The sequence below is a fragment of the Acinetobacter sp. YH12140 genome (genome assembly GCF_013418475.1).
Taxonomy (GTDB): domain Bacteria; phylum Pseudomonadota; class Gammaproteobacteria; order Pseudomonadales; family Moraxellaceae; genus Acinetobacter; species Acinetobacter amyesii.
This window is the reverse complement of sequence record NZ_VPBZ01000005.1, coordinates 408,216-431,665: the sequence shown is the minus strand read 5'-3', so window position 1 is coordinate 431,665 and position 23,450 is coordinate 408,216. Positions and strand designations below refer to the sequence as shown.

25 protein-coding genes are annotated in these 23,450 nt (G+C 38.8%); 17 read left to right on the top strand and 8 right to left on the bottom strand.

The window, feature by feature from the left end:
* Positions 1-14: 14 nt before the first annotated feature.
* Complete coding sequence (locus FTU75_RS09155; protein WP_180115784.1) at positions 15-356, top strand: phage tail protein; 342 nt, start codon at positions 15-17, stop codon at positions 354-356.
* 50 nt (positions 357-406) lie between these two features.
* Positions 407-1,360 carry a phage tail protein gene (locus FTU75_RS09150; RefSeq protein WP_180115783.1) on the top strand — a complete coding sequence of 318 codons (954 nt, stop codon included), beginning with the start codon at positions 407-409 and terminating at the stop codon, positions 1,358-1,360.
* A 45-nt stretch (positions 1,361-1,405) separates the two neighbouring features.
* Here the strand turns inward: FTU75_RS09150 and FTU75_RS09145 are convergent, their stop codons facing one another.
* Complete coding sequence (locus tag FTU75_RS09145; protein ID WP_180115782.1) at positions 1,406-3,343, bottom strand: acyltransferase family protein; 1,938 nt, start codon at positions 3,341-3,343, stop codon at positions 1,406-1,408.
* 150 nt (positions 3,344-3,493) lie between these two features.
* On the opposite strand from FTU75_RS09145, the gene FTU75_RS09140 reads away from it, so the two are divergent.
* The gene (locus FTU75_RS09140; protein WP_180115781.1) at positions 3,494-3,808 is read left to right on the top strand and encodes a hypothetical protein; all 315 of its coding nucleotides are present in this window, start codon (positions 3,494-3,496) and stop codon (positions 3,806-3,808) included.
* A 248-nt stretch (positions 3,809-4,056) separates the two neighbouring features.
* Positions 4,057-4,572, top strand: a complete 516-nt coding sequence (locus FTU75_RS09135; protein WP_373685857.1) for a glycoside hydrolase family 108 protein — start codon at positions 4,057-4,059, stop codon at positions 4,570-4,572.
* A 31-nt stretch (positions 4,573-4,603) separates the two neighbouring features.
* Here FTU75_RS09135 and FTU75_RS09130 read toward each other — a convergent pair whose 3' ends face one another.
* Positions 4,604-4,828 carry a hypothetical protein gene (locus tag FTU75_RS09130; protein ID WP_180115779.1) on the bottom strand — a complete coding sequence of 75 codons (225 nt, stop codon included), beginning with the start codon at positions 4,826-4,828 and terminating at the stop codon, positions 4,604-4,606.
* A 241-nt stretch (positions 4,829-5,069) separates the two neighbouring features.
* Between FTU75_RS09130 and FTU75_RS09125 the strand changes: the two genes are divergently transcribed.
* Both FTU75_RS09125 and FTU75_RS09120 read left to right on the top strand, forming a co-directional pair.
* On the top strand, positions 5,070-5,921 hold the full coding sequence (locus tag FTU75_RS09125; RefSeq protein ID WP_180115778.1) for a 3'(2'),5'-bisphosphate nucleotidase CysQ: 852 nt from the start codon (positions 5,070-5,072) through the stop codon (positions 5,919-5,921).
* A 69-nt stretch (positions 5,922-5,990) separates the two neighbouring features.
* A complete protein-coding gene (locus tag FTU75_RS09120) occupies positions 5,991-6,734 on the top strand; it encodes a histidine phosphatase family protein (protein WP_078188709.1) in 744 nt (247 codons plus the stop codon).
* Positions 6,735-6,822: 88 nt separating this feature from the next.
* Here the strand turns inward: FTU75_RS09120 and FTU75_RS09115 are convergent, their stop codons facing one another.
* A complete protein-coding gene (locus tag FTU75_RS09115; RefSeq protein WP_180059081.1) occupies positions 6,823-7,266 on the bottom strand; it encodes a hypothetical protein in 444 nt (147 codons plus the stop codon).
* A 444-nt stretch (positions 7,267-7,710) separates the two neighbouring features.
* Here FTU75_RS09115 and FTU75_RS09110 point away from each other — a divergent pair, with 444 nt between their 5' ends.
* Positions 7,711-10,305, top strand: a complete 2,595-nt coding sequence (locus FTU75_RS09110) for a M66 family metalloprotease (protein WP_180115777.1) — start codon at positions 7,711-7,713, stop codon at positions 10,303-10,305.
* Between the two features lie 104 nt (positions 10,306-10,409).
* Here FTU75_RS09110 and rpsT read toward each other — a convergent pair whose 3' ends face one another.
* A complete protein-coding gene (rpsT, locus tag FTU75_RS09105; protein ID WP_078188707.1) occupies positions 10,410-10,676 on the bottom strand; it encodes a 30S ribosomal protein S20 in 267 nt (88 codons plus the stop codon).
* Positions 10,677-10,891: 215 nt separating this feature from the next.
* Between rpsT and FTU75_RS09100 the strand changes: the two genes are divergently transcribed.
* The 6 genes from FTU75_RS09100 to FTU75_RS09075 all read left to right on the top strand — a co-directional run bounded on the left by FTU75_RS09100 (position 10,892) and on the right by FTU75_RS09075 (position 16,527).
* Positions 10,892-11,557 (top strand): NAD(P)H-binding protein, encoded by a 666-nt coding sequence (locus FTU75_RS09100; RefSeq protein WP_180115776.1) that lies wholly within the window; start codon positions 10,892-10,894, stop codon positions 11,555-11,557.
* Between the two features lie 10 nt (positions 11,558-11,567).
* On the top strand, positions 11,568-12,080 hold the full coding sequence (gene rraA, locus FTU75_RS09095; protein WP_180034795.1) for a ribonuclease E activity regulator RraA: 513 nt from the start codon (positions 11,568-11,570) through the stop codon (positions 12,078-12,080).
* Between the two features lie 147 nt (positions 12,081-12,227).
* Positions 12,228-13,007 (top strand): glutathione S-transferase N-terminal domain-containing protein, encoded by a 780-nt coding sequence (locus FTU75_RS09090; protein WP_180115775.1) that lies wholly within the window; start codon positions 12,228-12,230, stop codon positions 13,005-13,007.
* A gap of 225 nt (positions 13,008-13,232) precedes the next feature.
* On the top strand, positions 13,233-13,916 hold the full coding sequence (locus tag FTU75_RS09085; RefSeq protein ID WP_078188703.1) for a response regulator transcription factor: 684 nt from the start codon (positions 13,233-13,235) through the stop codon (positions 13,914-13,916).
* Complete coding sequence (locus FTU75_RS09080; RefSeq protein WP_180115774.1) at positions 13,916-15,808, top strand: ATP-binding protein; 1,893 nt, start codon at positions 13,916-13,918, stop codon at positions 15,806-15,808. The genes FTU75_RS09085 and FTU75_RS09080 overlap by 1 nt, the downstream gene beginning before the upstream one ends.
* Positions 15,809-15,831: 23 nt before the next feature.
* The gene (locus FTU75_RS09075; protein ID WP_180115773.1) at positions 15,832-16,527 is read left to right on the top strand and encodes a hypothetical protein; all 696 of its coding nucleotides are present in this window, start codon (positions 15,832-15,834) and stop codon (positions 16,525-16,527) included.
* Positions 16,528-16,577: 50 nt separating this feature from the next.
* Here the strand turns inward: FTU75_RS09075 and FTU75_RS09070 are convergent, their stop codons facing one another.
* From FTU75_RS09070 to FTU75_RS09055, 4 genes are all read right to left on the bottom strand, one after another.
* Positions 16,578-17,744, bottom strand: a complete 1,167-nt coding sequence (locus FTU75_RS09070; protein ID WP_180115772.1) for a cupin domain-containing protein — start codon at positions 17,742-17,744, stop codon at positions 16,578-16,580.
* 96 nt (positions 17,745-17,840) lie between these two features.
* A complete protein-coding gene (locus FTU75_RS09065; protein ID WP_180115771.1) occupies positions 17,841-18,386 on the bottom strand; it encodes a hypothetical protein in 546 nt (181 codons plus the stop codon).
* Positions 18,387-18,492: 106 nt separating this feature from the next.
* Positions 18,493-19,086, bottom strand: a complete 594-nt coding sequence (locus FTU75_RS09060; RefSeq protein WP_078193512.1) for a nucleoside triphosphate pyrophosphatase — start codon at positions 19,084-19,086, stop codon at positions 18,493-18,495.
* Positions 19,086-19,469 carry a DUF2237 family protein gene (locus FTU75_RS09055; RefSeq protein WP_078193708.1) on the bottom strand — a complete coding sequence of 128 codons (384 nt, stop codon included), beginning with the start codon at positions 19,467-19,469 and terminating at the stop codon, positions 19,086-19,088. The genes FTU75_RS09060 and FTU75_RS09055 overlap by 1 nt, the downstream gene beginning before the upstream one ends.
* Before the next feature lie 140 nt (positions 19,470-19,609).
* On the opposite strand from FTU75_RS09055, the gene FTU75_RS09050 reads away from it, so the two are divergent.
* The 4 genes from FTU75_RS09050 to FTU75_RS09035 all read left to right on the top strand — a co-directional run bounded on the left by FTU75_RS09050 (position 19,610) and on the right by FTU75_RS09035 (position 23,351).
* Positions 19,610-20,797 (top strand): phosphoglycerate kinase, encoded by a 1,188-nt coding sequence (locus tag FTU75_RS09050; protein ID WP_180084314.1) that lies wholly within the window; start codon positions 19,610-19,612, stop codon positions 20,795-20,797.
* Positions 20,798-20,949: 152 nt separating this feature from the next.
* Positions 20,950-21,225, top strand: coding sequence for a hypothetical protein (locus tag FTU75_RS09045; RefSeq protein ID WP_078193510.1), 276 nt, complete (start codon positions 20,950-20,952; stop codon positions 21,223-21,225).
* Positions 21,226-21,347: 122 nt separating this feature from the next.
* The gene (gene fba / locus FTU75_RS09040) at positions 21,348-22,385 is read left to right on the top strand and encodes a class II fructose-bisphosphate aldolase (RefSeq protein ID WP_078193509.1); all 1,038 of its coding nucleotides are present in this window, start codon (positions 21,348-21,350) and stop codon (positions 22,383-22,385) included.
* A gap of 111 nt (positions 22,386-22,496) precedes the next feature.
* The gene (locus FTU75_RS09035; protein ID WP_180115770.1) at positions 22,497-23,351 is read left to right on the top strand and encodes an EamA family transporter; all 855 of its coding nucleotides are present in this window, start codon (positions 22,497-22,499) and stop codon (positions 23,349-23,351) included.
* Positions 23,352-23,450: the final 99 nt, after the last annotated feature.

Below are 23,450 nucleotides of genomic sequence, written 5' to 3'. Positions count from 1 at the left end.
ATTGGACGCAATATATGAGCAACCAAAAATTCACATGGTGCCAAGACTTAGAGGGTAATGCTCAAACTTCATCATTCAATACGCTTTCAAGCAAATTTGGGGATGGTTATGAGCAAAACATCTCTGTTGGTATTAACAATAGATTTGGGCAATGGCCCTATCAGCGTACGGCAAAAAAGGACGAAATTTTAGAAATTAAAGCCTTTTTTGACGCGCATAAAGGCGCTGATTCTTTCTTGTGGGACTCACTACTAGATGGTGAAGTCCGAGTAAAAGCTGGCGAATACCAAATCTCTAAAGTGGGTGGATTAGTGTGGCGAATCTCAACAACATTCACCCAAGTCTTTTACCTTTGATTTAAATCAATTTCACGCCTCACATGTTGGGGTTTTTTTGTGAGAAAAATATGGCTAAGCAAACAATTAATCAAGGCACAGCACCTACTGGTGCAGGCGGTGATACGTTCCGAACAGGTTCGGCCAAACTACAAGCAAATGACGATGAAATTTATGCATTTTTAGGTGGAACGGGTACAGGCAATGCAAATCTACCTGCAGCTTTACCTGTTACTAAAGGTGGAACTGGTGCAACCACAGCAGCAATAGCACGGACAAATTTAGGTTTAACTATAACCACAACACATCAAGATGTAACAGCAGGCAGAGTTACAAAAGTTGGAGATTTTGGACTGGGAGGAAATAGCACAACAAATGTTTTCTCTATCGCTGATGAAACAGCCCTAACACCAGATATTAATTGTTTTGTACGCTCTGAAAATGCAGCTACAACGGCTTTACTTCCAAAATATTCAGTTGGCTTGTCCATGTCGCGTGGAGCTTCGGCAATTGCTCAGATTCTATTAGCGCCACTAGAAAGAAGAGCGTATCTGCGATTTACACATAACACCGTGGCATCTGGTGCTTGGGCGATGCATGAAGTTCTGCACAAAGGGAACACAGCGACAGATGGTAACGGATTTATTAAATCTGCATCACCAATTATTCAGTTATATGCAAACAAGATCGAACACAACGATGAAGCACAGCAGCAGAATATTTCTTTTGAAAAACTAGATGTTGGCAACTATCTCATCAAAGGATCGAGCGGTTTTGCTCAAGAGGGCTGGTATATCGAAACACCTAAAGATGCAAATGGTAATGTCCTATTTTCAGTGGTCTATGAAACTTTAGAAAATGGTGATATTTCAGTAAAAACTTATAAGAAAAAGTTTGATCTTGAAACCGCTTCTATTGTCGCTGATTTGGAAAATCCTGTGGATATTACTGCAGGTCGCTGGATTGATATCCGGTTAAATGAATCATCTACTAATATTGATGATCAAGAGAGTACCGAACCCTAGCCATTCTATGTTGTACATCCCGCTAAGGGATGTACAACATAGAGTTTATTTAAAAACTTCTTTAAACAAAGGAATTAGCTGTTCAGCACCATAAACGCTTAAATGATCGTCATCAAAATAAAATGGTATTCCCTTTTTATCTGAATAACATTTTTCTTCATCACAGAAGTATTTTGTTGTATCCAAGATGTGTACACCACATTTTTTATTAGCCTCATCCTGCGCTTCAAAAGTAAGCTTACTTCTGCTCATGTAATCATCTTTAGAAATTGTAATTTTCTCTTTATTATTAAGGATTAATCTATGCCCTAAAACTTTAGGAACATTTACAGGGAATTCTGGAACAGGTCTAGTAACATATACTTCATGATTTTTAGCAAATTCACATAGTGTTTCAATATGAGCAGCTTTCATTGTTTGATGGTAATTTTGATCATAGCTTTCTGATGGTTTAGAAATATACCGAATAGGTTTATCAATAGTAGGGTCTCCATCTGCTGCGCCATGAAATAAAACATTTGTTCGATTAATGATTAACACTTTTGCATTGGGATAACTGCTAACTGATTTTTTTAAGTAGTATGAAATAGCTTCATCGCATTTGAAATCAGGGCTATTAATTTTCTTAATATTCTTAACAGTAGGGCAGCCAGAATATGTCCAGTCTAAGGCTGCACTTTCCACAGGCAATGAGCTTTGCACAGCTTGCATCATAGCTTCAGCATGACTGTCACCAATAACCAATAGTTTAATTTCACCTTTACCATAGTGACATTCTGGAAGATTTGATCCAGAGGAAGGTTGGCATTCATTAAATCTTGGGTTACGTTCCGCATTCTTTGTAGTGGTTTGTTTTACATCTTCACTTAATCTATTTGGTAAGCCATTATTTACATATATAAAGCTAAGTAATGCTATCGGAATAAATATATATATTAAAGTTGCAGCACAATTTTTAAAAATTGAAAGATTTGATAAATATTTACGAGTAGGATTTTCAATGAATTTATATGATATCCACCCGAGAACTACTGATAAAATTATTGCACAGCAGCTGAAAAATATACTGCTAGATTTTTCAAAATAAGCTAAGTAAAAAACTATTGGCCAGTGCCATAAGTAGATAGAATACGACGTATTACCTAGAAACTGAGCAGCTTTATTATTCGTAAAGAAAGAATTATTATTTGCTAATAGTATTAAAAAAGTGCCAATAACGGGAACAAGTGCATTGTAACTAGGCCATAAAGTTTTCCCAGTGAATAAAAATAATGATAAAAAGATTAAGATAAATCCCGTTTTTTCTAATACATTTTTAGTATGGTTTTTGAGTTGTATCTTATCAAAGTAAAGAAAAATCAAGCCGCCTGCCATCATTTCCCATGCACGTGTGGGAAGTAGATAAAATGAAGCTGAAGCGTAGTTTTTTGTGAAATAAATTGATAGTAATAAGGACGATAGAAAACCAATTAAATATACAATTTTTAAACTATTTAAGTTCTTTACCAACTTTCCAGTTATAAACAAGAATATAGGTAAAATTATATAGAACTGCCATTCAACCGATAATGACCATGTGTGTAAGAGTAACTTTTCATGAGATACGGCATCAAAATATCCAGATTCTCTAAAATATTGAATATTAGATAAAAAGCTTAGACTAGCTATAGAGTGTTGAGAGTAATCTTTAAACTCTTGAGGCAATAAAGTAAACCAGCCAATTACTCCAATAATAGTAATTAATACTGCAAGTGCAGGAATGATTCTATTAGCTCTTGATAAGTAAAATTTAATAAAATTGAAAGAATCCTTTTCTAAACCTTTTACAATAATTTTGGTCATCAATAAACCAGAGATGACAAAAAATATATCAACGCCGACAAAACCACCGCTGAAACCAAAAATATTAAAATGGAAAAGAACAACAAAGGCTACGGCGTAAGCTCTAAGGCCGTTTATATCGTATCTAAAGTTTGAACTCATAATATATTGTGTTTTTCTATAAAATCTGCCTGATTTTATAGATTAAAGATTAAAAGTGGAATGTTTTTTAGTTACACAACAAACCACCACAAGCCCTAGCGCCTAATAAGCCTAGGGCTTTTTTAATGTCAAAAAATCAGGGGAGCAGCAGTGAATGAACCAAGTACTGCATTGTGGAAAAAATTAAATGAAGTAGCTGAAAAGCTACAGAAAGTATCAGAGCAGCTGATTGAAACAAACACGCTTAATAAAAGTTACCACCAAGCACTTGAACAGCAGCGCGTCAAAGTAGAAGCGCTTGAACAGCAGAATCATATCCATCAAGGCGCTATTTCAATGTTGCGTTGGGGGATGGGGTTTGTTCTTGGTGTAGCGATTTCAGGCGGTGCATGGACGATCAATTCAATTAATCAGCTAAAGCAAGACGTAGCAGTTATGCAGAGTCATCGAGAGGACAACAAATGAAATTAATATCAGATAATCCATTGAAATATTTATCAGTAAAGTGGCCGTTATGGGGGGCTATTATATTGGGTTTGCTACCTACAGTTTTACAACAAGGCATGGATACGCAAGTGATACCAGCCGAATACCACACCGTACTTCTATCAGTTGTCTTGCCAATTTTGAGTTATTTCGGCAAAAAGAAATATCAACCTGAATTGCACCCCGAGCCAACATTATTAGGCTTTGCCAGCATCCCTGCAGATTCAATTTCATTTGACGAAGCATTTCATCGTCTGGTCGGGCACGAAGGTGGATATAGCACAGATAAACGAGATCCGGGTAACTGGACAGGCGGCAAAGTGGGTGTTGGTACACTGAAAGGAACTAAGTTCGGTTTAGCTGCAAATACATATCCAAACCTTGATATTAAAAATTTAAGTCTAGCTCAAGCAAAGCAGATTTATAAAAAGGATTGGTGGGACAAGCTGGGAGGTCATGGCCTGCATTCTGCTATTACTTTTCAGCTTTGGGATTTCGCAATTAATGCAGGGAAGAACAGAGCAATCATTGAATTACAGCAAGTAGCTGGCGTCACCGCTGACGGTATTATTGGCCCGAAAACAATTGAAGCGGTGAATGCATTAGATCTTAATGATGTATTGCTATCATTGACTACTGAACGTTTGAAGTTCTACACTTCACTTAGTAAATGGCCTACCTACGGCAAAGGTTGGACGAATCGGGTAGCAGATAACTTGAAGTATGCTGCACAAGATAATTAAAAGAAAAGCCCTCGATGAGGGCTTCTTTAAATTACTCACTAACTATCTCCACACCTTCCCAAAATTCACCCTTCTTTTTCGCCAAAAAAATATTAGCATCTCTAACGCTCATAAAATATTTGGCTTTCTCATAATCATTGGTCCAGCACCAACCTGAATGATCTACAAAATTCACTTCTGACAATTCCCAGTAATCAAGATCCTCTTCTTGTTTTACATAAGAGAGGTACTTTTTATTTATTTTCATATCGATCATGTGTTGCTACCACTTCATTAGTAATACTTAGATTATATAATTTCAAAGTATTAAATTAGTTCTTTTTGCTTATACTTAATCAGAGCAGATAATTAAATGTGTACAAGATTGTGTACATAAAAACTTATTTTAGAGTATTTTTTATAAATAAATATTTTAAATTAATGGTTTATTGAGATATCCGTCCATATCGAAAATGATCGTCGGCTTTTCTGAGTAATTTGGCATATAAAGGTATTCTATGTTTAAAACAACAACAGCACCGCAAGACCCACTGATTTTACAGTTGGTTCCCATTGTGACACAAGCTTGCGAAATTTTGCGAGAAGAATATCAGCGTTATTGCTCAGGTGCGGATTTTGATGTGGAACATAAAAGTGATGATTCACCTGTAACGCAAGCTGACTATCGTGCAAATAGCTATATTACTCAAGCATTATCCAAAGTTTCTAACTTGCCTGTATTGTCAGAAGAAGGTGACAAGTTTGAACGTATGCAATGGCAAAAATTTTGGCTGCTTGATCCTTTAGATGGTACCAAAGAGTTTTTACATAAAAGACCTGAATTTACCATTAATCTGAGTTTGGTTGAGGGTGCTAATACTACCTTTGCCATATTGGCAATTCCGGGGGAATATAGTGTATATATTTGTCCTTTTGCAGGATTTCCATTGAAATATGATAGCCAGTCAACCACATGGTATGAATATGTTCAAACCTCTGTAGAGAATGTCGTACACGTTGGCTTGAGTCAAAGTGCTAAAAATAAGCCGATTTATACGGATTATTTAGACGCTTTAGAAAAACTTAGTCCTTATCAGGCATACCATGCTGGTAGTGCATATAAGTTTTGTATGATGTTAGAAGATCGAGTGGATATTTACCCGCGTTTTCATCCGACTTGTGAATGGGATACGAGCGCTGGACAATGTTTAATCGAGCGTATTGGTGGTGGTTTGGTTGATTTTAAAGGTCGCGCTTTTTTATATAACCAGCGCAAGACTTTATTAAATGGTGGATTTATTGCATTTAAAAATGCCGAAATGAAAGAATTGGCCTTAAATGCTTTGGCAAACATGCCTGACAAAACTTGAGCTAAATCGGGTTCATGCTATAGTGTCTGCACACTCCGTTAAATCTCCTGCATATAAGAACTGTCAATTATGGCCCTAGATTTGCTCCCTCCTAGTATGCTGAAAGCAATAGACTTATTGCCGGATGAAAAGACGCCTGTAACATTGTTTACACGTCATTCCATTCGTGAAGTTGTACAAGGACAGGGTTTGGCCGGTTATGACTTACAACTGACCCATCAAGGACGAGATTTAGCCGAAGCGTGGGGTAGCTATTTGGTTGAAAATACCGATCGTGTTATTCAACACTGTATTTCTAGTCCAATTCAGCGCTGTGTGGATACGGCAGCATTGATGATTCAAGGTGCAGATAACGTCACGATTGAGCCAAATACCCACCATATCGAGATCATTGAACAAGGATTATTGGTCGAGCCGGGAAGTTTTGTGCTGGATATTAAAAAAGCAGGACCATATTTTCAAAAGCAAGGTGCCTTGGGCTTTATCAATAGTTTTGTGAATAATGCTTTGCCGGGTATGAAACAGCCCATTCATGGGGTGGTAGATGTTTTGGAGTTGATTTACAACACTCATCCAACCAATGATTATGGTCTGAGTCTAGCGGTGAGTCATGACACGATTTTGGCTGCAATTCTTGCCATTATTTCAGGTAAAAATATCGTGACACGCGAAGATTGGCCTAAAATGATGGAAGGTTTATTTGTTTGGTTTGAAGGAGATGTATTCCTTGAGTCAAAACTGAAATGGATTTGGCGTGGTGAACTAAATGAATTAAATATTCGTGAATTTCAGCAAGCTGAACAGCAACTTTAAGAAATTTTGCTAATAATAAAAAATTTATAAAAGGCATCCATGTGCGGATGCCTTTTTTATCTGTTTCAGTATTTCATTAAATAAAAGATTAAATATTGGCTTTAATTCGTGCAGGGTACTGATTTAAATCAATACTTGAACCATCGTCACTATAAGGCCAGCGGCTAGTATTAACTGGGAGGTGCTGTTGGTGGATTCGACTATATTTGTCAGCGGCAATCAAGGTCGCAATGTCATGATCTTTAATGCTATACGCTTGCACGAGTTCAACTGGATATTGTGTGCGTTCAAAAAATTCAGCTTCTGTTTCCCCTTGATGCAGTGCAAAAATACGTTCTACAGCTGGTAAGTACACGCCATATGCTAACCATGAGTCTACGCCTTGAGAGGCTTGAATCTCTGCGGTCGATTTCATATTTGAAATGACTTTGCCTAAAATGTCTTTTTCACCTTTCGATGTAAAATATTCAATATATTGATTTTCTGCTTCTGCAAATTTTTCTAATGATGGCAAAAATTGGTTAATCGACATTTTTATCCCTCTTTTCATTTGTACAGCAATGGCTGCCTAGGATGAAAATTAAAATACCATAAAAAATATATGGGATTAAGCCATTTCTTAAAATTTTATTTACAAAGTTTCTAAAAATATCCTGACAATTTCTGTCGGGAATATACGATTGTATTAACAGGTCTACATCTTAATTTTAGTTGAAAAGTGAAATACCTGTCACATTAATAATGATTCTACCAATACAAAATATTTAGATTTTATTTGAATTGTTAATAAGTGACAAAACACGGTAATTGAATGATTAAAAAAAAGAAAATAGCATTAACTTTTTTGTAAATTATTGATTTATATATTTTTATGTAAGTCTCTTTATTGGATTTTTTTGTGGCTAATTGGGGAATAGTAGTGAAAAGTGTGATAGATTTTTCATATAACAAATTATCAATTTGTATTGTGTCATTAATGTTAGTTGCTTGTGGTGGTGGAGGCGGTGGTGATAGTTCAAGTGGTTCTGCATCAACTGCAAATTATCCAGAACCGACCCAAGACATAGTTGATGATACCAGTATTGGCTTTTATGACTACGATGCAAATGATGCTGTTCGTGAAATACGAAATGATTTAGTCGGCAACTTTTCAGCGCAAGTTCAATTTGGTCAAAGTCATGTCGTCGATCCTAATGCGAACGAATCCAAGAAAATGCCACGGTTAACCAGTGAAAAAGAAGCGCTGCTTATCGTGACGCCAACACTTGATATGCAAAACATCAAGCAACTCAAAGTAGAAATCTATCAAAACAACCGCTTAATTCGTACCGCGACATTGGATGATCCGACGCAAATGCCTGTTTCAGACCAGAGTGGGCAAAGAGGTCGTCCAGATGTTTGGTACAGTAAACGTGCGTGGACCACGAAACTCAATTGGGATGAAGTTAAACCTGGTCTAAGATTAAAATTTATTGACGCAAATAAAGTCAGCGGTGAATTGGCTGAGGATAAAATCGATTTTGCTGCACCAGGTGAATTGGTTTTAAATAATATCCGTGTTGGTATGTTGGCAGATAAGCCAAATTCTACCGGCCACTATATGCTACTAGAGCCTGAAAAAGCGGGCACAGATTATTTCCAAACCATTCCTGCAGCAGAAATGACGGTTGCACAATATGATGATATGCAGTTAACACGTGCAATGGTATCTTCAGGTGTTATTTATGACAGTAAAAGTGCCGGAGATGGTGGTGTTTATGCAGGAGACATGCGTGAGGATGTCGGTAAATCAACCTTTAGTGTTGGTATAAACCTTGCTAACTGGGGTATTACCAGTGCATCTATGGCCAATCAAAGTCAGCCACAATTAACCCAAACAGTAGTTGTCCATCATACGAAGGGGAACTATGCCAATGGTGTGCATACTCATGGACTGAGTGGTGGTAATGGCATGCTCACGCTTTATGATTCTGTAGGGAATGAATTTAGCCATGAAATTGGCCATCATTATGGTTTAGGACATTACCCTGGTCAGGTAGGTGACAATCTATTTTGGGCTGCACATCATGCTGACAGTGGATGGGGTTATATTGCCAATCGCAATATGATGCGCGGAAATCTATCATGGACGGCGACATGGAAGTGGGATGGTGGTAATGGGATCCCTAATTTTAAAAATCTGTTCCCGTACGGTAAAGATGCGATGTCTGGCGGATATACCGATAGTAATGTATCACGATATACGCACTACACGGGTTACAGCACATTCCTGAAAATTCAACCGCACTTTGACCGTTATGTCTGGGATGAAACATCACCTACCGGCTACAAAAAGTGGAACAAAACCACTCGTGAGATGGAAGTCGCACAACCGAAAATGCCAAATTCTACGGCTCCGGTTTGGTATAACGCAGATCAAAATTATCCACGACCACGGGTCTTTGGCCAGCCTGTCATTACCATTTTAGGGGGTTATGATCCAGTCAATCAAGTCGGTTTGTTATATCCTGCGGCACGTTCAAACTGGGGTAATGTTTATGATTTAACGGCGGCCAATACGGCCTTAGACCAAGCTGCATGTTGGTTGAATGTGCAATACACGAATAAAGTCAACAATATTGCTTTAGCACCTGCACGATTAGGTAGTAATGCCAATAAACTGCATGTCAATTTAGCTTTGGCAGATCAACCACAGAAGGTCAATTTATATTGTAAAAAGGCAGGTGAAGAAGCCAAATTATTAGCAAATATTGATATTCCAGTCTACAGCACAGCGATCAAGCCGGCTGTCAAAATTGGGCGTCAGCATGGTTATAGTGCATTGCGTGCTATCGAACTTCCTCAATTAGAAAGTGCTTTGGAAGCGCAAGCTGCAAATGCTGTTGTTGCACTAAATCCAACTGAAAAAATGCTGTATGAGTCCTATAAAAATGACAAGTCATTGATGAATAATGTGGCACGTCAGCAATTAACCCGTTATGAATCGCAACAAAACACCGCATACCGACTAAATCGATGGATGAATGTGTATGCTCAAGACCTAAACAATCAAGTGCCTGAGGCGCAAAGCGCACTCGAAGCATTTATGAAAAAGCTTTCAGTCACTCAAGAAGGTTTGTTCGAGCAGGCGACATTGATCAAAAATGGTAACAACTGTTTGAAATCTGAAACCTTAACTGATGGAACATTAAATTTATATATCAGTGGCCCAAGCGGTTGTACGGCGGATGATACTGAACAGTGGGTATATGATGCGATTGGTCGTATACACAGCAAGTCAAATCCAGATCAATGCATAACTGGCAACGGTGGTTCAGCTAAAGTGACGCTAGAGCGCTGCGTGTTAAACCAAACCAACCAAATTTGGACCATGGACCCTGCGACTACAACGATTCGTCAAAGTGGTCAATGTATGGATTTAAATACGGGACGTTTGCAAAATAACCGTGCGGATTTAATTCGATATAGCTGTACCAATGGTGGCAATCAACGTTGGACAAATTTGACAGCAAGCCAAAACTTATTATGGACATATTTATCAGCGACGAATATGAAACTGATTAATAAATAATCTGTAAATAGAAAATAAGGTCCATCGAGGACCTTATTTTTTTGCTTTTAAAAACCTATAGGTACAAAAAAAGCCCTAAAAAGGGCTTTTTTTATCGCAACAAATTAGTTAGCTAAAGCTTTAACTTGTGCATTTAAACGGCTCTTATGACGAGCAGCTTTGTTTTTATGGATGATGCCTTTATCAGCCATACGGTCAATTACAGGAACAGCTTTTTTGTAAGCTTCTGTAGCGACAGCATAATCACCAGCAGCAATAGCAGCTACTGTGCGTTTAAGATAAGTACGAACCATAGAACGTAAGCTTGCGTTGTGTTGACGTGCTTTAACGTTTTGACGAGCACGTTTTTTTGCTTGAGCAGAGTTTGCCACTCGTGCACTCCTTGAAATAGATTGGTCTGGGCGGGCTGAAATTACATCTGAAAACCAACATCAGAAGAACTATCACCAGCCCGTAAACAAGTGCCATATTGTGATTAAACTAAGCGCTTAAGTCAAGTCTTGACATGCTTTGACAACATTTTAGATGCAGAAAAATTTTAAAGAAAACGTTAGATTAGTCTAAAGTGATTGAGATTGTATGAAAAATGACTAAAAGTATAGAGAATGCGATTGTCATCGGAGCAACAGGATTGGTCGGGCGGGAATTGGTTCGTCAGCTCAGTCAAAATGCAAGATGTAAGAATATTACGGCTGTGGTACGTCAGCGTGACCATGAACTGAATGGACTGGCAAAAGTTCAACAAATGGTGATCAGTGACTTTCTTTCTCTGACTCAGGATGATGTGAGAGATTATAGTCATGCCTTTAGTTGTTTAGGCTCGACCATTAAAAAAGCAGGGTCTAAAGATCATTTTTATCAAATTGATTTTAGCATCAATGCGCATTTTGCTGAATTATTAGAATATACAGATACACAATTGATCATTGTCAGTGCTATGGGCGCTGACGCCAATTCCGCATTTTTTTATAATCGAGTCAAAGGGGAATTGGAATATTATTTAAAAACCTTAAAGTTAAATCAACTTTCGATATTAAAACCTTCGCTGTTACTTGGTGAACGTCATGAATCTCGCCGTTTAGAAGATGCGACACAGAAACTTTATATGCGCTTTTCGCATTTTGTACCTGATCGTTTCAAATTTAAGCCAGTGACAGCACAGCAAGTGGCTCATACTATGGTCGAGGCGGCACAAACTCAGACTGAAAAGTTCGAGATTTATGATAATTTACGCATACTAACAATTAAATGAGGGAAATACCGTGTCTACAGTTCCATTCGTCACTTGTGATTTACTTGATGATCATCCAGACAAAGAATTACAAGTGGTGATCCCGTCTTTGGATGGTAAATTCTTTCAAAGTTATGGTGCACGAAAAAGTTTTGGCGGTCAGGTGGTGACGGTTAAATGTTTTGAAGATAACTCTCGTGTTAAAGAATTATTGGCAACCGATGGTACGGGTAAAGTATTGGTTGTGGATGGTGGCGCTTCGATGCGCTGTGCCTTGATGGGTGATATGATTGCTGAATCTGCAGTCAACAATCATTGGAATGGTGTCATTATTTATGGCTGCGTGCGTGATGTTGATGCGATTGCAGAACTTGATTTAGGTGTGCATGCTTTGGCTGCGATTCCACAAAAAAGTAACCGCAAAGGCGTGGGTGAAACAGATATTCCATTAAGTTTTGGTGGTGTAAACATTCAGTCTGGTGATTTTATTTATGCTGACAATAACGGCATCGTTGTTTCAAAAGAGCAATTGGTTGCTTTATAAGCGTACTTGAATTTTTAGTCGTGGAATGAAAGCGTAATTCTTGCTCATACATGACGATATAAATGTGAAAAAGAAAATACAAACATCAGCTGAGGACTCTCGGCTGATGTATAAAAATACGAAATAAAAAAAGAAAGGAAAAAAAGTATGTTGTTGCATCAATTAAAAGTGGCGCAAGCGTTGCTCTCAGGCGTAGCAGAGGGCGGACGTGGTACAAATGGGACGCCTTATCCGAAACAACCTGAAAAAGCCCTTAAACTGTACGAATTTGAAGGGTCTCCCTATTGTCGTCGTGTACGAGAAGTACTAACCACACTCAATTTGGATTATGAGGTCTACCCATGTCCCAAAGGGGCTAAAAAATACCGTTTAGACGTGCAGAAATTGGGTGGAAAACAACAATTTCCTTTCTTGGTGGATGACAATACTGGGGATCGTTTGTACGAATCTCAGCAAATAATTCATCATCTATTTAAACATTATGGCAAAACAGGTCAGACTCCTAAGAGGTATGCCAATTATCCTAAAATTCCGTATGTTGCCTATGTTGGAACCTTAATTAATGGGGCTCAAGGCGTGTGGGTGCAGCGTAAAGTTATCCATCGTGATGCACCAAGTCAACTCTTAGAACTATGGGGTTTTGAAGCGAGTCCATATACACGTATCGTACGTAGCGCATTGTCTGAAATGGAATTGGCATATACCTTTCATAATGTGGCTAAGGAGCGTTGGCAAGATCAAGGATTAGCGATAATGCGCTTAAAACCTGGTAAATATGTACCTCTAAAAGGTGGTAAGCGTGAACAAGTGTTAAAAATCATGGGGAACAATATTCAAGTACCATACTTGAAAGACCCTAATACTGGTGTAGAACTTTTTGAATCTGAAAAAATTGTAAAATATCTGAAAAAGCAATATTTGAGCTAATCTTACTCAAGTTTAAGCTAAGTACAGTGTATAGTCAGACTGATGGCTATACATATATTGTAATGATAAATGGGGCTAAAATTAGAAGAAAAATGCATCATAACTGCATCAATTGAATTAGAATAAATTATTAAAAATAAGAAATTTACTTAATTACAGGGATATCCTAAAAGGTTTAAACTCATTAATGTAAAAGACATTTCATTTTTTCGGGGGAAGTAAATCATGTCACCACAAGAAGTCATACTACCCGTACCGGTGCTTGTCGTTGAAGATGAGGAAATTATTCAATTACGTTTACGTCAAATTTTGACGGAGCTGGGTTATAAGCGTGAAGAGCTTATCTTCACCAAAAATGTTAAAGAATCTATTCAAGCCGTAGAGACACAACCGATATCCTTAGCCTTAGTTGACTTAGGTTTGCCTGATGGCAGTGGTATCGAAATTATTGAAAAAATACGTTCCCTCGAAAGTAATACTATGATCTTGGTTGTCTCTGCATGGAGTACACAAGAAAGCTTATTTGCTGCGATTAAAGCAGGCGCAACAGGCTATGTATTAAAAGAACGTGATGATGCTGAAGTACTTTTATCTATTCGGAGTATTTTACGTGGTGGGGCGCCGATTGACCCATTTATTGCACGAGAAATCCTCAAACAAATATCTGAAGCTGAAGCACCAAGTCCAGAACAAACAGTCGCCGATGAAGCAGACTTAAACCTGCTGACCAGTCGTGAAAAAGAAATTTTATGTTTGGTTGCTCAAGGTTTGAGTAATCGTGAGATTGCTGAACAGCTTTTTGTATCACGCTATACCGTAGAAAGCCATATTAAACATATTTACCGAAAATTAGCCGTAACGAAACGAACAAAAGCCGTGAGTACAGCAAGATCTATGGGTATTCTATAATGCGTAAAGGAGGATATTTTGTATTATTTATCCTCTGTTTAGTATGGGGGAGCTTGAGTCATGCAGAGCAAGTTTTCCCTGTAAATGATCAATGTAATGTAACTGTGAATAGCATTTCACGGGTGAAGACACCATCCAATCAAGAATTACCCAGAACAGGATGGAAAACTACGCAATTACCTGACCGTTGGAAAGAAGATAAAGACTGGGAAGGTTATCAAGGTGGTGCTTGGTATAAATTAGACTGGTCTTGGTACTGTAAAAATAATGCCCGTTTGGCAGAACCCATCGCACTATATGTTGATTACATCATTAATACGGGTTCAGTATTTCTGAATGGCGACTTGCTATGGACCAATAAAAATCTTCAAGAACCGATTTCTAAAAGTTGGAATGTTGCGCGCTATTGGATTTTACCGATAAGTGGAATCAAACATGATCATAATGAAACTTTGATCTATGTGTATGGTTACTCGAGTTTAAATGCTGGCTTGGGTCCAGTAATATTTAACAATGTAATGGCAACGGTAGAGCAAGCCGAAAAAACAACGTTTACACGTCGGACCATATTACAGTTAAATATTTTTCTTTCTGGGGTCTTGGGTCTAATTTGCTTTATTATTTGGTTGATGCGTCCTCGTGATACCAGTTTTGGCTGGTTTGCGCTTTCAACAGTGCTGTGGATTTTATTTCTCAGTAATGCCCTGACTACTGAAACCTTTCCATACCCAGATTCGGTTTTTTCTGCCAAAGCTAATCTGATATTTGTAATGCTGTACTTTCAGTGCTTTAGCATTTATATCTTACGCTTTCTTGGGCGTAAGTTTCCACGAATAGAACTGTCATTTACAATGTTGACTGCTGCACTGATTGGTGTGGTGTGTATTTGGCCATTCGAACAAAATGCAGATATTTCGAGCCTTATTTTCTTTTTGTATTGTGCATTCTTTTTTATCACTTACCTCTATCTGTGTAAAATTTGTTTCAAAGAACGAAGAAAGGACTATATTTTATTAGCAATCTGTTTGACTGCGATAATTGTGATAGTCATAGCTGACATCATGGTCTTGGTACTCTTTCCAAAAGAAAATTTTACACCTTTATCACCCTTTACTTCACCGATTATAACCTTATTTATAGTGGTGATCTTGGGGGCGAGACTCAATCGAAATATACAGAAAATTGAAAAATATAATGATGATTTGGCATTTGAAGTTCAGAAAGTCAGTGATGAACTATGTAGTAGCTTGAATGATAAACATCAGCTTGAACTGAGTAATGTACGCCTGCAGGAACGCATTAAATTATCGCATGATCTGCATGATGGTCTGGGCGCATCCATTGTGCGCTCGATGATCTTGGTTGATCAGTGTGAAAGTAATATTCCAAACAGACAGTTCTTGTCGATGTTGAAATTATTGCGCGATGATTTAAGGCAAATTATTGATAGTGGATCATCTTTAGACAGTAAAGTGCCAGATTCACCTTTGCTCTGGATCGCACCTGTACGACATCGCTTTAGTCAGTTGATGGATGAAGTGGAAATGAATGCCAAATGGTGTATTCCTTCGCAGTGGGCGATCAAACCAACGGCAATTCAGTGTCTGACTTTAATACGAGTGATTGAAGAAAGCCTGACCAATATTGTGAAACATAGCCAAGCAAATCATGTCAATGTCACGCTGTCACAGTTCGAAAATGGCGCCTTGTTATTAACTATTGAAGATGATGGCGTCGGTTTTGATGTTGAGAGTGTTTCTAATCATGGCATGAGTATTGGGATGCGAAGTATGAAAATGCGTGTGGAGCGTATAGGCGGAAATTTCAAAATTCATTCTCAGCAAGGCTGTACCATTATTCAAACAGAAATTAATTTAAAATCAGCTGCATAAAATAATATGTTGAAATAATAAAAATGATGATCAATTCGATATTAAGTCATCTAAAGCGCATTGCATTCTTCTGCTGTGTCACTTTTATAGCAGCTTGTGGTTCGCAGGATCATGCGCCTAAACCAGGTGAGTATGGGCAGATTTTGTTCCAACAAGCAGTGTTAAGCACAGAAGAAATTCAGCAATTACTCACAGAAAGTCAAAGCGATACAAATGCATTAAACACTAAAAATTTTGCAGTGGATTACACGGCGACATCGAGCCAAAACCCATATCGTGCAGTCTTGTTGGTCAGAGGTAGGGCAATGACCAGTGGTGAGGTATCTGTAAAATTTCAAATTGATAACTACAATGCTGCTATTCAACAAACCTCAAGCAATCTTATGCAAATGGATGCAGGTGTTGATCAGGTTGAACGATTAGAAACATTGGATGCAGGACAAGAATTTATTTTTGTTATGGACGGTGCGCCTTTTTCAGTCAATGCTGCCATTGATCCAAATAGTATGACCAGTCAACTAAGTTTGTTAGAGTCGAGGAATGTGGAGTTTCAAAGTATTGAATTACAAATTTGGCAAGGCAAAGGTAGTCAATACGGTGTAATGCGCTATCTGTGGTTTATTGGATTTGTGTTGTTGATAGTATGGGTTTATCACGTCATCGTGGAAAAAAAAGCCGATCAAGTCGAAGATTTTTTAAATCGTAGAAAGAGAAAATAATGCTATTCAGCAGTATAAAAGGGGAGCATGACGCTCCCTTTTTATTGAGTTTATTCAGCTTCCGTTGGGACGAGCATCAGCACAGATTCATTTAATAGCATGGCAATATCCTCTAAGATATCAGCATCATATAAAGATTCGTCTAGCGCTAGACTTTGGCCATCGGCAATGGTTTTTAAATGCACTGCAAATTCGTCTGAGATACAGATTCCTTCGCCATTTGCCCAAAACAAAATATCACCGTCTTGCTCTGTATATAGTAAGCGTGAAGCCGGTTCTAACATGAGTTGATAGCCTTGATCTAAGGCCTCTTCAAGATCACCAGTGCCGATTTCTTCGGCTTCAGGAATATTGTCAGGATATTTAGGTTCTGACATTAAGCTCATGATTGCATCTTCAAGTACGGTTGAATTTTGCAATTGTTCAAATAACTTTTCTTTTAAATACTCAAGTTCATTTTCAGTCACTTGGCCAATCGCACTGATTTTGTCACGTAAAATGTCAGTTAATGGATTTTTAAGTAGAGGATTGTCTGTGAATTTGTCTGTCACACGATCCATCATTTCAGTGACATTTGGCATGCGAAAGCCAAATGAATACGTCAGACATTCATCTTCAGCTACGCCATAGTGTGATAGGCCTGGTGGTACATAAAGTAAGTCGCCGGGAGCAAGCACTTCATCAAAATGAACGTCCATTTCTGGCAGTAAGCGAAGCGGTTGACCTTCGACAAATGAAGTATCTGCATCACACATTTGACCCAATTGCCAACGGCGGTGACCATAGCCTTGTACGAGGAATACATCGTAAAAATCAAAATGTTGCCCGACAGAGCCACCTTTTTGTGCATACGACACCATGATGTCATCACGACGCCATTGCGGAATAAATGAAAACTGCTTCCATAGCTCGGCTAAGTCAAAAGAATAATGATCGACAGCTTGAACCAATAAAGTCCAGAGTTTCGGCATTTTTTGAAAATCGGCTTTAAGTAGTGGAGAAGATTTCACTGTCCATTGGTTTGGATCACGATCTTTTTGCTTGATGAGACGTGCAGTGACGTTATCTTCTAAAGCCAATTCAAGAACGTCTTTTGGTTCTAGTATATGGGCAATTTCAGGGAGTGCATTACGAACCAATAATGGTTTTTTCTGCCAATATTCGGCAAGGAATTGTTCAGCGCTGATACCGCCGAGGATGTCAAGAGAATGAGCCATAGCTAAATACATACAATTTCAATGGATATATTGTCCCTTGAGATTCCAGTTTTTAGCAAGGCTCTATTTCATTAAATTATTTCGATTAGCTTGAGACTATTTTAAAGGATTGTCTTTGAGATATTGCATGACTAATTTTTCAACTTCCAAATCATAGTTATTGGCAGCAGCCGTAGTCGCTGAAAATTTCATGAATTGCTCAAAATGTGCATTGGTATCAATTTTAGTATTTTCTTTATCAGACATTAATTTGAAATGATTCGGCATGACTTTTGCCATCATTTCAACATTTTCGGTTTGTAGTTTTAGAAGTTTTTTCACTTCAACTGTTTGTGGTTGAATGCTTTCAAATTTTTGTTTGCCTAGAGCAACCAGTTTATTGATTTGTTGTTCTGGCGTGTTAGTACCACCGGTTTTGGTTTTAGTGCCCAGTTGTTGAATGATTTGCTCCTGCATCGCAGCGCCTTGTTGTTCTAATTCAGCATAGATAAATTTATATTGAACCCACTCATTGACTAAGTTTTTGTTGTATTGCTGAGAGTTGGTCACAGTTTGATTCACTGTATTGGTATGACCGTTTGTCGAACAAAATAGAAGGCTAATGCTAATGAGGCTAGATGACATTAAATTAAACGTTTTCATGTTTTCAGTTCTTGGTTGTAATAAATAAGTAAGTGACTTTTTAATCATTAGCCCATAAAGAGCTAATGATGTGTTTATTATGCTGTAACAAATAAAGATTTTAAAATTATGGGACTAAGATTTTAAGCTCACGTAAAATATTGCAGAGTTTAATCATCGGCATACCCATGAGTGTAGTTTGGTCTTGCCCGATCATTTCTTCAAATAAGCTAATCCCTAAACTTTCACATTTAAAACTGCCAGCACAGTGCAGCGGCTGTTCAACCTGAACATAACGTTCAATTTCAGGCAAGCTAAGTTTGCGAAACTTCACTTTATAGTGCTCGACAAGGGTTTGTTCAAAACCTGTCGATTTTTGTTGGACACTGAGTGCCGTACTGAAATAAACGATTTTGTCAGAATTGGCTTGAAGCTGCTTAATGGCTTTTTCATCGCAAAGCGGTTTACCGATAAAAATATCTGGTGCGCCTTCGCGCCATGCGACTTGGTCAGAACCAATCACAATCGCGTCTGGGTGTTGGTTTGCAATTGCTGAAGCTTTTTCAAATGCCAGTCGCTTTGCTAACTCATCAGCGTGGTTCTCACCACGAGGTGTTTCGTCGATATCTGGTACGATTGAGAGGTAATCAATCCGTAAACGGTCCATTAGGTCTTTACGGGTTTGGCTGCTAGAAGCCAAAATGATTTTGGAAGTACTCATTACACTGCATATTCCATAAGTACATCAAGCGGTACATAAGACAGCACCGCTTGGTGACACGCTTGTATTTTAATAGGTGGGGCAAATCCTTCTTGATACGCTTCCACCCAGCGAGTCACACAGATACACCAGAAGTCACCAGGTTGTAGTCCTGGAAAACCAACTTCGGGTAAGGGTGTGATTAGGTCATTGCCAACTTTTTGGGAAAAGTTTAAAAATTCAGATGTCATTTGTGCACACATCGTATGCTGACCAAGGTCTGTTGTTGCTGTATGGCAAAAGCCATTTCTAAAATATCCGGTAATCGGATCAAAACAACAGCTTGCCAAGGGTTCGCCTAAAACATTTAAACGATTAATATTTGGGTCTGGATGAATCGACATAAGCGCTGAATCTTTATAAGGCTTTTCGCTATCATAACAAAACTTTGGCTCGACATAGCTTTTCTGCAAAAGAAGCTAACGTTTTTCTGCATAATCATTTAAAATCGTCGCGTTTTGATATCAATAAAAGAGAGTAATGCATGAACTTTCAGCGTATGACTGACCTAGATTTGGCGGGTAAACGTGTTCTGATCCGTGAAGATCTTAACGTACCAGTTAAAAATGGCGTGATTACAAGCGATGCACGTTTACGTGCGGCGTTGCCAACAATTAAAGCAGCTTTAGAAAAAGGTGCTGCTGTAATGGTGTATTCACACTTAGGTCGTCCTGTTGAAGGTGAGCCTAAAGCAGAACAGTCTCTAGCACCTGTAGCCGCTTATTTAACAGAAGCTTTGGGTCAAGATGTTCAACTGATCACTGATTATTTAGACGGTGTTGACGTTGCGCCAGGTCAAGTGGTTTTACTAGAAAACTGCCGTTTCAACGTAGGTGAAAAGAAAAACAATCCTGAATTATCTGCTAAATATGCAGCACTTTGTGATGTTTACGTTATGGATGCATTTGGTACGGCTCACCGTGCAGAAGCATCGACTGAAGGCGTAGCACGTTGTGCAAAAGTGGCTGCCGCAGGTCCTTTACTTGCTGCTGAGCTTGATGCGCTAGGCCGTGCACTTAAAACTCCTGCAAAACCAATGGTTGCAATTGTTGCAGGCTCAAAAGTTTCTACTAAATTAGATGTATTAACTTCACTATCTGACATCTGTGATCAATTGATCGTGGGTGGTGGTATTGCCAATACATTCTTAGCTGCTGCGGGCTTCAATGTTGGTAAATCACTTTGTGAAAATGACCTGATCGACACAGCAAAAGCCATTGCTGCAAAAGTATCTGTACCACTTCCAACAGATGTTGTTGTTGCTGATGCTGCTGAAATTGATTTTGCAGACTTCCTCGGTTCATTAGCTGCTGCTAAAGCTGTCGTGAAAAAAGTTGAAGATGTAACAGACAACGACATGATTTTGGATGTGGGCCCTGAAACTGCAAAAGCATTTGCAGAAATCTTGAAAACTTCAAAAACTATTCTATGGAATGGTCCAGTAGGTGTGTTTGAAGTTGATCAATTCGGCGAAGGCACCAAAGCATTGTCTTTAGCGATTGCAGAATCTGAAGGCTTCTCGATCGCGGGTGGTGGTGACACGCTTGCTGCAATTGATAAATATGAAGTTGCAGACAATATTGGTTACATCTCGACTGGTGGTGGTGCTTTCCTTGAATTCGTTGAAGGTAAAACTCTTCCTGCTGTAGCAGCGCTTCTTGACCGTGCTTAATTTAGTATTATCAATAAGATAATACAGTATTAAAAAAGGTTGGCTTCGGTCAGCCTTTTTTTTATCGCCCATTCATTTTGCCGTCATCAAAGTGCAATATTTCTGCAATAAAATTCATCGTAACACCTAATTCGCAGTAGTAGGAAACAACGATGAACTTAAAACTTGCACTTGCTGTACTTTTAATCGCACCATTAACTTTGACAGCTTGTGCTAAAAAAGAGTCTGCACCAACGGAATCAGAAGCATCTGCTGTTGCCGTAGACAATGCTCAAACAACGCCAGAACAACAAAAAGCCATTGATGAACTTGATAAGCCAGTATTGGATGAAAAGAACCAAGATGTTCCTGCTGAAATTGCAAATGCACCTGCAGACGAAGCAACAGCTGACGCTGAAACAGCCGCTTCAGCAGCAGCAGCTCACTAAGATTGTTGTCTTTATTTAAAAAGTCCCTGCAAATGCAGGGATTTTTTTTTAAATAGTGTTATTTGTTGCTGAATTGAAATGATTGAGCATGTAGAATATGCGGCATTACCTGGGAGGATATTATGGCTCTTATTTCATTGCGCCAGCTCTTGGATCACGCCGGCGAACATGCTTACGGCGTACCAGCATTCAACGTAAACAACTTAGAACAAATGCGTGCAATTATGCTTGCAGCAGACGCAACAAATTCACCTGTAATTGTACAAGCATCTGCGGGTGCACGTAAGTATGCAGGCGCTCCGTTCTTGCGTCATTTGATTTTGGCAGCAATCGAAGAATGGCCACATATTCCTGTGGTTATGCACCAAGACCATGGTACTAGCCCTGATGTATGTCAACGTTCTATTCAACTTGGCTTCTCATCAGTGATGATGGACGGTTCTTTAGGTGAAGACGGTAAAACGCCAACTTCATACGAATACAACGTAGACGTGACTCGTCGTACTGTTCAAATGGCACATGCGTGTGGCGTTTCAGTAGAAGGCGAAATCGGTTGTTTAGGTAGCCTTGAAACTGGTATGGCTGGTGAAGAAGATGGTGTAGGCGCTGAAGGCGTACTTGATCATTCTCAGCTTTTAACTTCAGTTGAAGAAGCGCGTTCATTTGTAGCTGATACCAATGTTGACGCACTTGCAATTGCAGTGGGTACTTCACACGGTGCGTACAAATTTACTCGCCCACCTACAGGTGACATCTTAGCGATTGACCGTATTAAAGAAATTCACGCTGCGTTACCAAATACGCATCTTGTAATGCACGGTTCAAGCTCTGTGCCACAAGAATGGTTAGCTGTAATTAATGAATTCGGTGGTAACATCGGTGAAACTTATGGTGTTCCAGTAGACCAACTTGTAGACGCAATCAAACACGGTGTTCGTAAAATTAACATCGATACTGACTTACGTCTTGCATCTACAGGTGCTATGCGCCGTATGATGGCTGAAAAACCAGCTGAATTTGACCCACGTAAATTCTTCTCTGCAACTGTTGATGCAATGAAACAAATTTGTATCGATCGTTATGAAGCATTTGGTACAGCGGGTAATGCTGACAAGATTCGTCCAATTTCTTTAGAGAAAATGGTGAGTCACTATAAATAATTTGTCTTGAGATAGATTATTTTTGAAGAAAAGCCCACAATTAAGTGGGCTTTTCTTTGATTTGAACTTAGAAAAATTGCTTTAAATACAACTCAAGAATAAGAGCGTGTCATGGAATTGATCTTTGCTGCCGCGATTTGCAGTGTTCTCGTTTCAGTAATTCTAAAACTATGTCGTGATCGGGGTTTTAACCCTGCACAAATGATCACATGGAATTATGCATCTGCGAGTATTTTATGTTTTCTATGGTTTAAGCCGGATCTAGCTCATATTTCGATTAATAAAACGCCGTGGGTTTTAATTGCGGCTTTGGGTGTATTACTACCGACGATTTTTTATTGCTTAGCACGCTCACTGCAAACAGCGGGTATTTTAAAAACCGAATTGGCTCAGCGTTTATCTGTTGTGCTTTCTCTTAGCGCAGCCTATTTTATTTTCAGTGAATATTTTAATGCTATTAAGCTCATTGGTATCGCACTTGGTGTACTTGCGGTATTGCTGATTTTATTTTCACAGCGCAAGGGAAGCATTGATGGAAAGCAGGGGATTTTATTTTTATTAAGCGTTTGGGCAGGCTATGCACTGATTGATGTGCTATTAAAATTTGCCTCAGGTTTGGGCATGCAGTTTGCGGTGACTTTAAATCTGGTGTTTATTTGTGCATTTTTACTTTCGAGTATTTATAACATCGTACAGCACGGCAGTTTGGGGCAGACCAAAAATATCCTCGCTGGATTGGGCTTAGGTCTCTTAAACTTTGCCAATATTGCACTGTATGTGAAAGCCCACATGTTGCTTAAAGACACACCTGCAATCGTATTTGCTGGCATGAATATTCTGGTCGTGGTTTTAGGCGTGGTTGCGGGCATCATCATCTTTAAAGAAAAATTGAGAGTCGCAACCGTCTTTGGTTTGATTGCAGGGATCATGAGTGTGGTTTGCTTAGCATATGCCATGTCTGTCTAAGATAACTTTTAGCAAAAACGATCGGGTGTTGTAGCAAATCATCCCACTCAGCCACGCCCATGAGCAGTCCTTGATCTCGACAACTCGGACACTCAGGGC

Excerpts from the sequence above, each read along its gene's own strand:
- FTU75_RS09110 (WP_180115777.1), top strand. The coding sequence starts at position 7,711 with ATGTTAGTTGCTTGTGGTGGTGGAGGCGGTGGTGATAGTTCAAGTGGT.
- FTU75_RS09130 (WP_180115779.1), bottom strand. The coding sequence starts at position 4,828 with ATGATCGATATGAAAATAAATAAAAAGTACCTCTCTTATGTAAAACAA.
- FTU75_RS09080 (WP_180115774.1), top strand. The coding sequence starts at position 13,916 with ATGCGTAAAGGAGGATATTTTGTATTATTTATCCTCTGTTTAGTATGG.
- FTU75_RS09045 (WP_078193510.1), top strand. The coding sequence starts at position 20,950 with ATGAACTTAAAACTTGCACTTGCTGTACTTTTAATCGCACCATTAACT.
- FTU75_RS09060 (WP_078193512.1), bottom strand. The coding sequence starts at position 19,086 with ATGAGTACTTCCAAAATCATTTTGGCTTCTAGCAGCCAAACCCGTAAA.
- FTU75_RS09050 (WP_180084314.1), top strand. The coding sequence starts at position 19,610 with ATGAACTTTCAGCGTATGACTGACCTAGATTTGGCGGGTAAACGTGTT.
- FTU75_RS09085 (WP_078188703.1), top strand. The coding sequence starts at position 13,233 with ATGTCACCACAAGAAGTCATACTACCCGTACCGGTGCTTGTCGTTGAA.
- FTU75_RS09100 (WP_180115776.1), top strand. The coding sequence starts at position 10,892 with ATGACTAAAAGTATAGAGAATGCGATTGTCATCGGAGCAACAGGATTG.
- FTU75_RS09055 (WP_078193708.1), bottom strand. The coding sequence starts at position 19,469 with ATGTCGATTCATCCAGACCCAAATATTAATCGTTTAAATGTTTTAGGC.
- FTU75_RS09115 (WP_180059081.1), bottom strand. The coding sequence starts at position 7,266 with ATGTCGATTAACCAATTTTTGCCATCATTAGAAAAATTTGCAGAAGCA.
- FTU75_RS09035 (WP_180115770.1), top strand. The coding sequence starts at position 22,497 with ATGGAATTGATCTTTGCTGCCGCGATTTGCAGTGTTCTCGTTTCAGTA.
- fba (WP_078193509.1), top strand. The coding sequence starts at position 21,348 with ATGGCTCTTATTTCATTGCGCCAGCTCTTGGATCACGCCGGCGAACAT.
- FTU75_RS09150 (WP_180115783.1), top strand. The coding sequence starts at position 407 with ATGGCTAAGCAAACAATTAATCAAGGCACAGCACCTACTGGTGCAGGC.
- FTU75_RS09070 (WP_180115772.1), bottom strand. The coding sequence starts at position 17,744 with ATGGCTCATTCTCTTGACATCCTCGGCGGTATCAGCGCTGAACAATTC.
- FTU75_RS09145 (WP_180115782.1), bottom strand. The coding sequence starts at position 3,343 with ATGAGTTCAAACTTTAGATACGATATAAACGGCCTTAGAGCTTACGCC.
- FTU75_RS09075 (WP_180115773.1), top strand. The coding sequence starts at position 15,832 with ATGATGATCAATTCGATATTAAGTCATCTAAAGCGCATTGCATTCTTC.
- FTU75_RS09155 (WP_180115784.1), top strand. The coding sequence starts at position 15 with ATGAGCAACCAAAAATTCACATGGTGCCAAGACTTAGAGGGTAATGCT.
- FTU75_RS09120 (WP_078188709.1), top strand. The coding sequence starts at position 5,991 with ATGGCCCTAGATTTGCTCCCTCCTAGTATGCTGAAAGCAATAGACTTA.
- FTU75_RS09065 (WP_180115771.1), bottom strand. The coding sequence starts at position 18,386 with ATGAAAACGTTTAATTTAATGTCATCTAGCCTCATTAGCATTAGCCTT.
- FTU75_RS09125 (WP_180115778.1), top strand. The coding sequence starts at position 5,070 with ATGTTTAAAACAACAACAGCACCGCAAGACCCACTGATTTTACAGTTG.
- FTU75_RS09090 (WP_180115775.1), top strand. The coding sequence starts at position 12,228 with ATGTTGTTGCATCAATTAAAAGTGGCGCAAGCGTTGCTCTCAGGCGTA.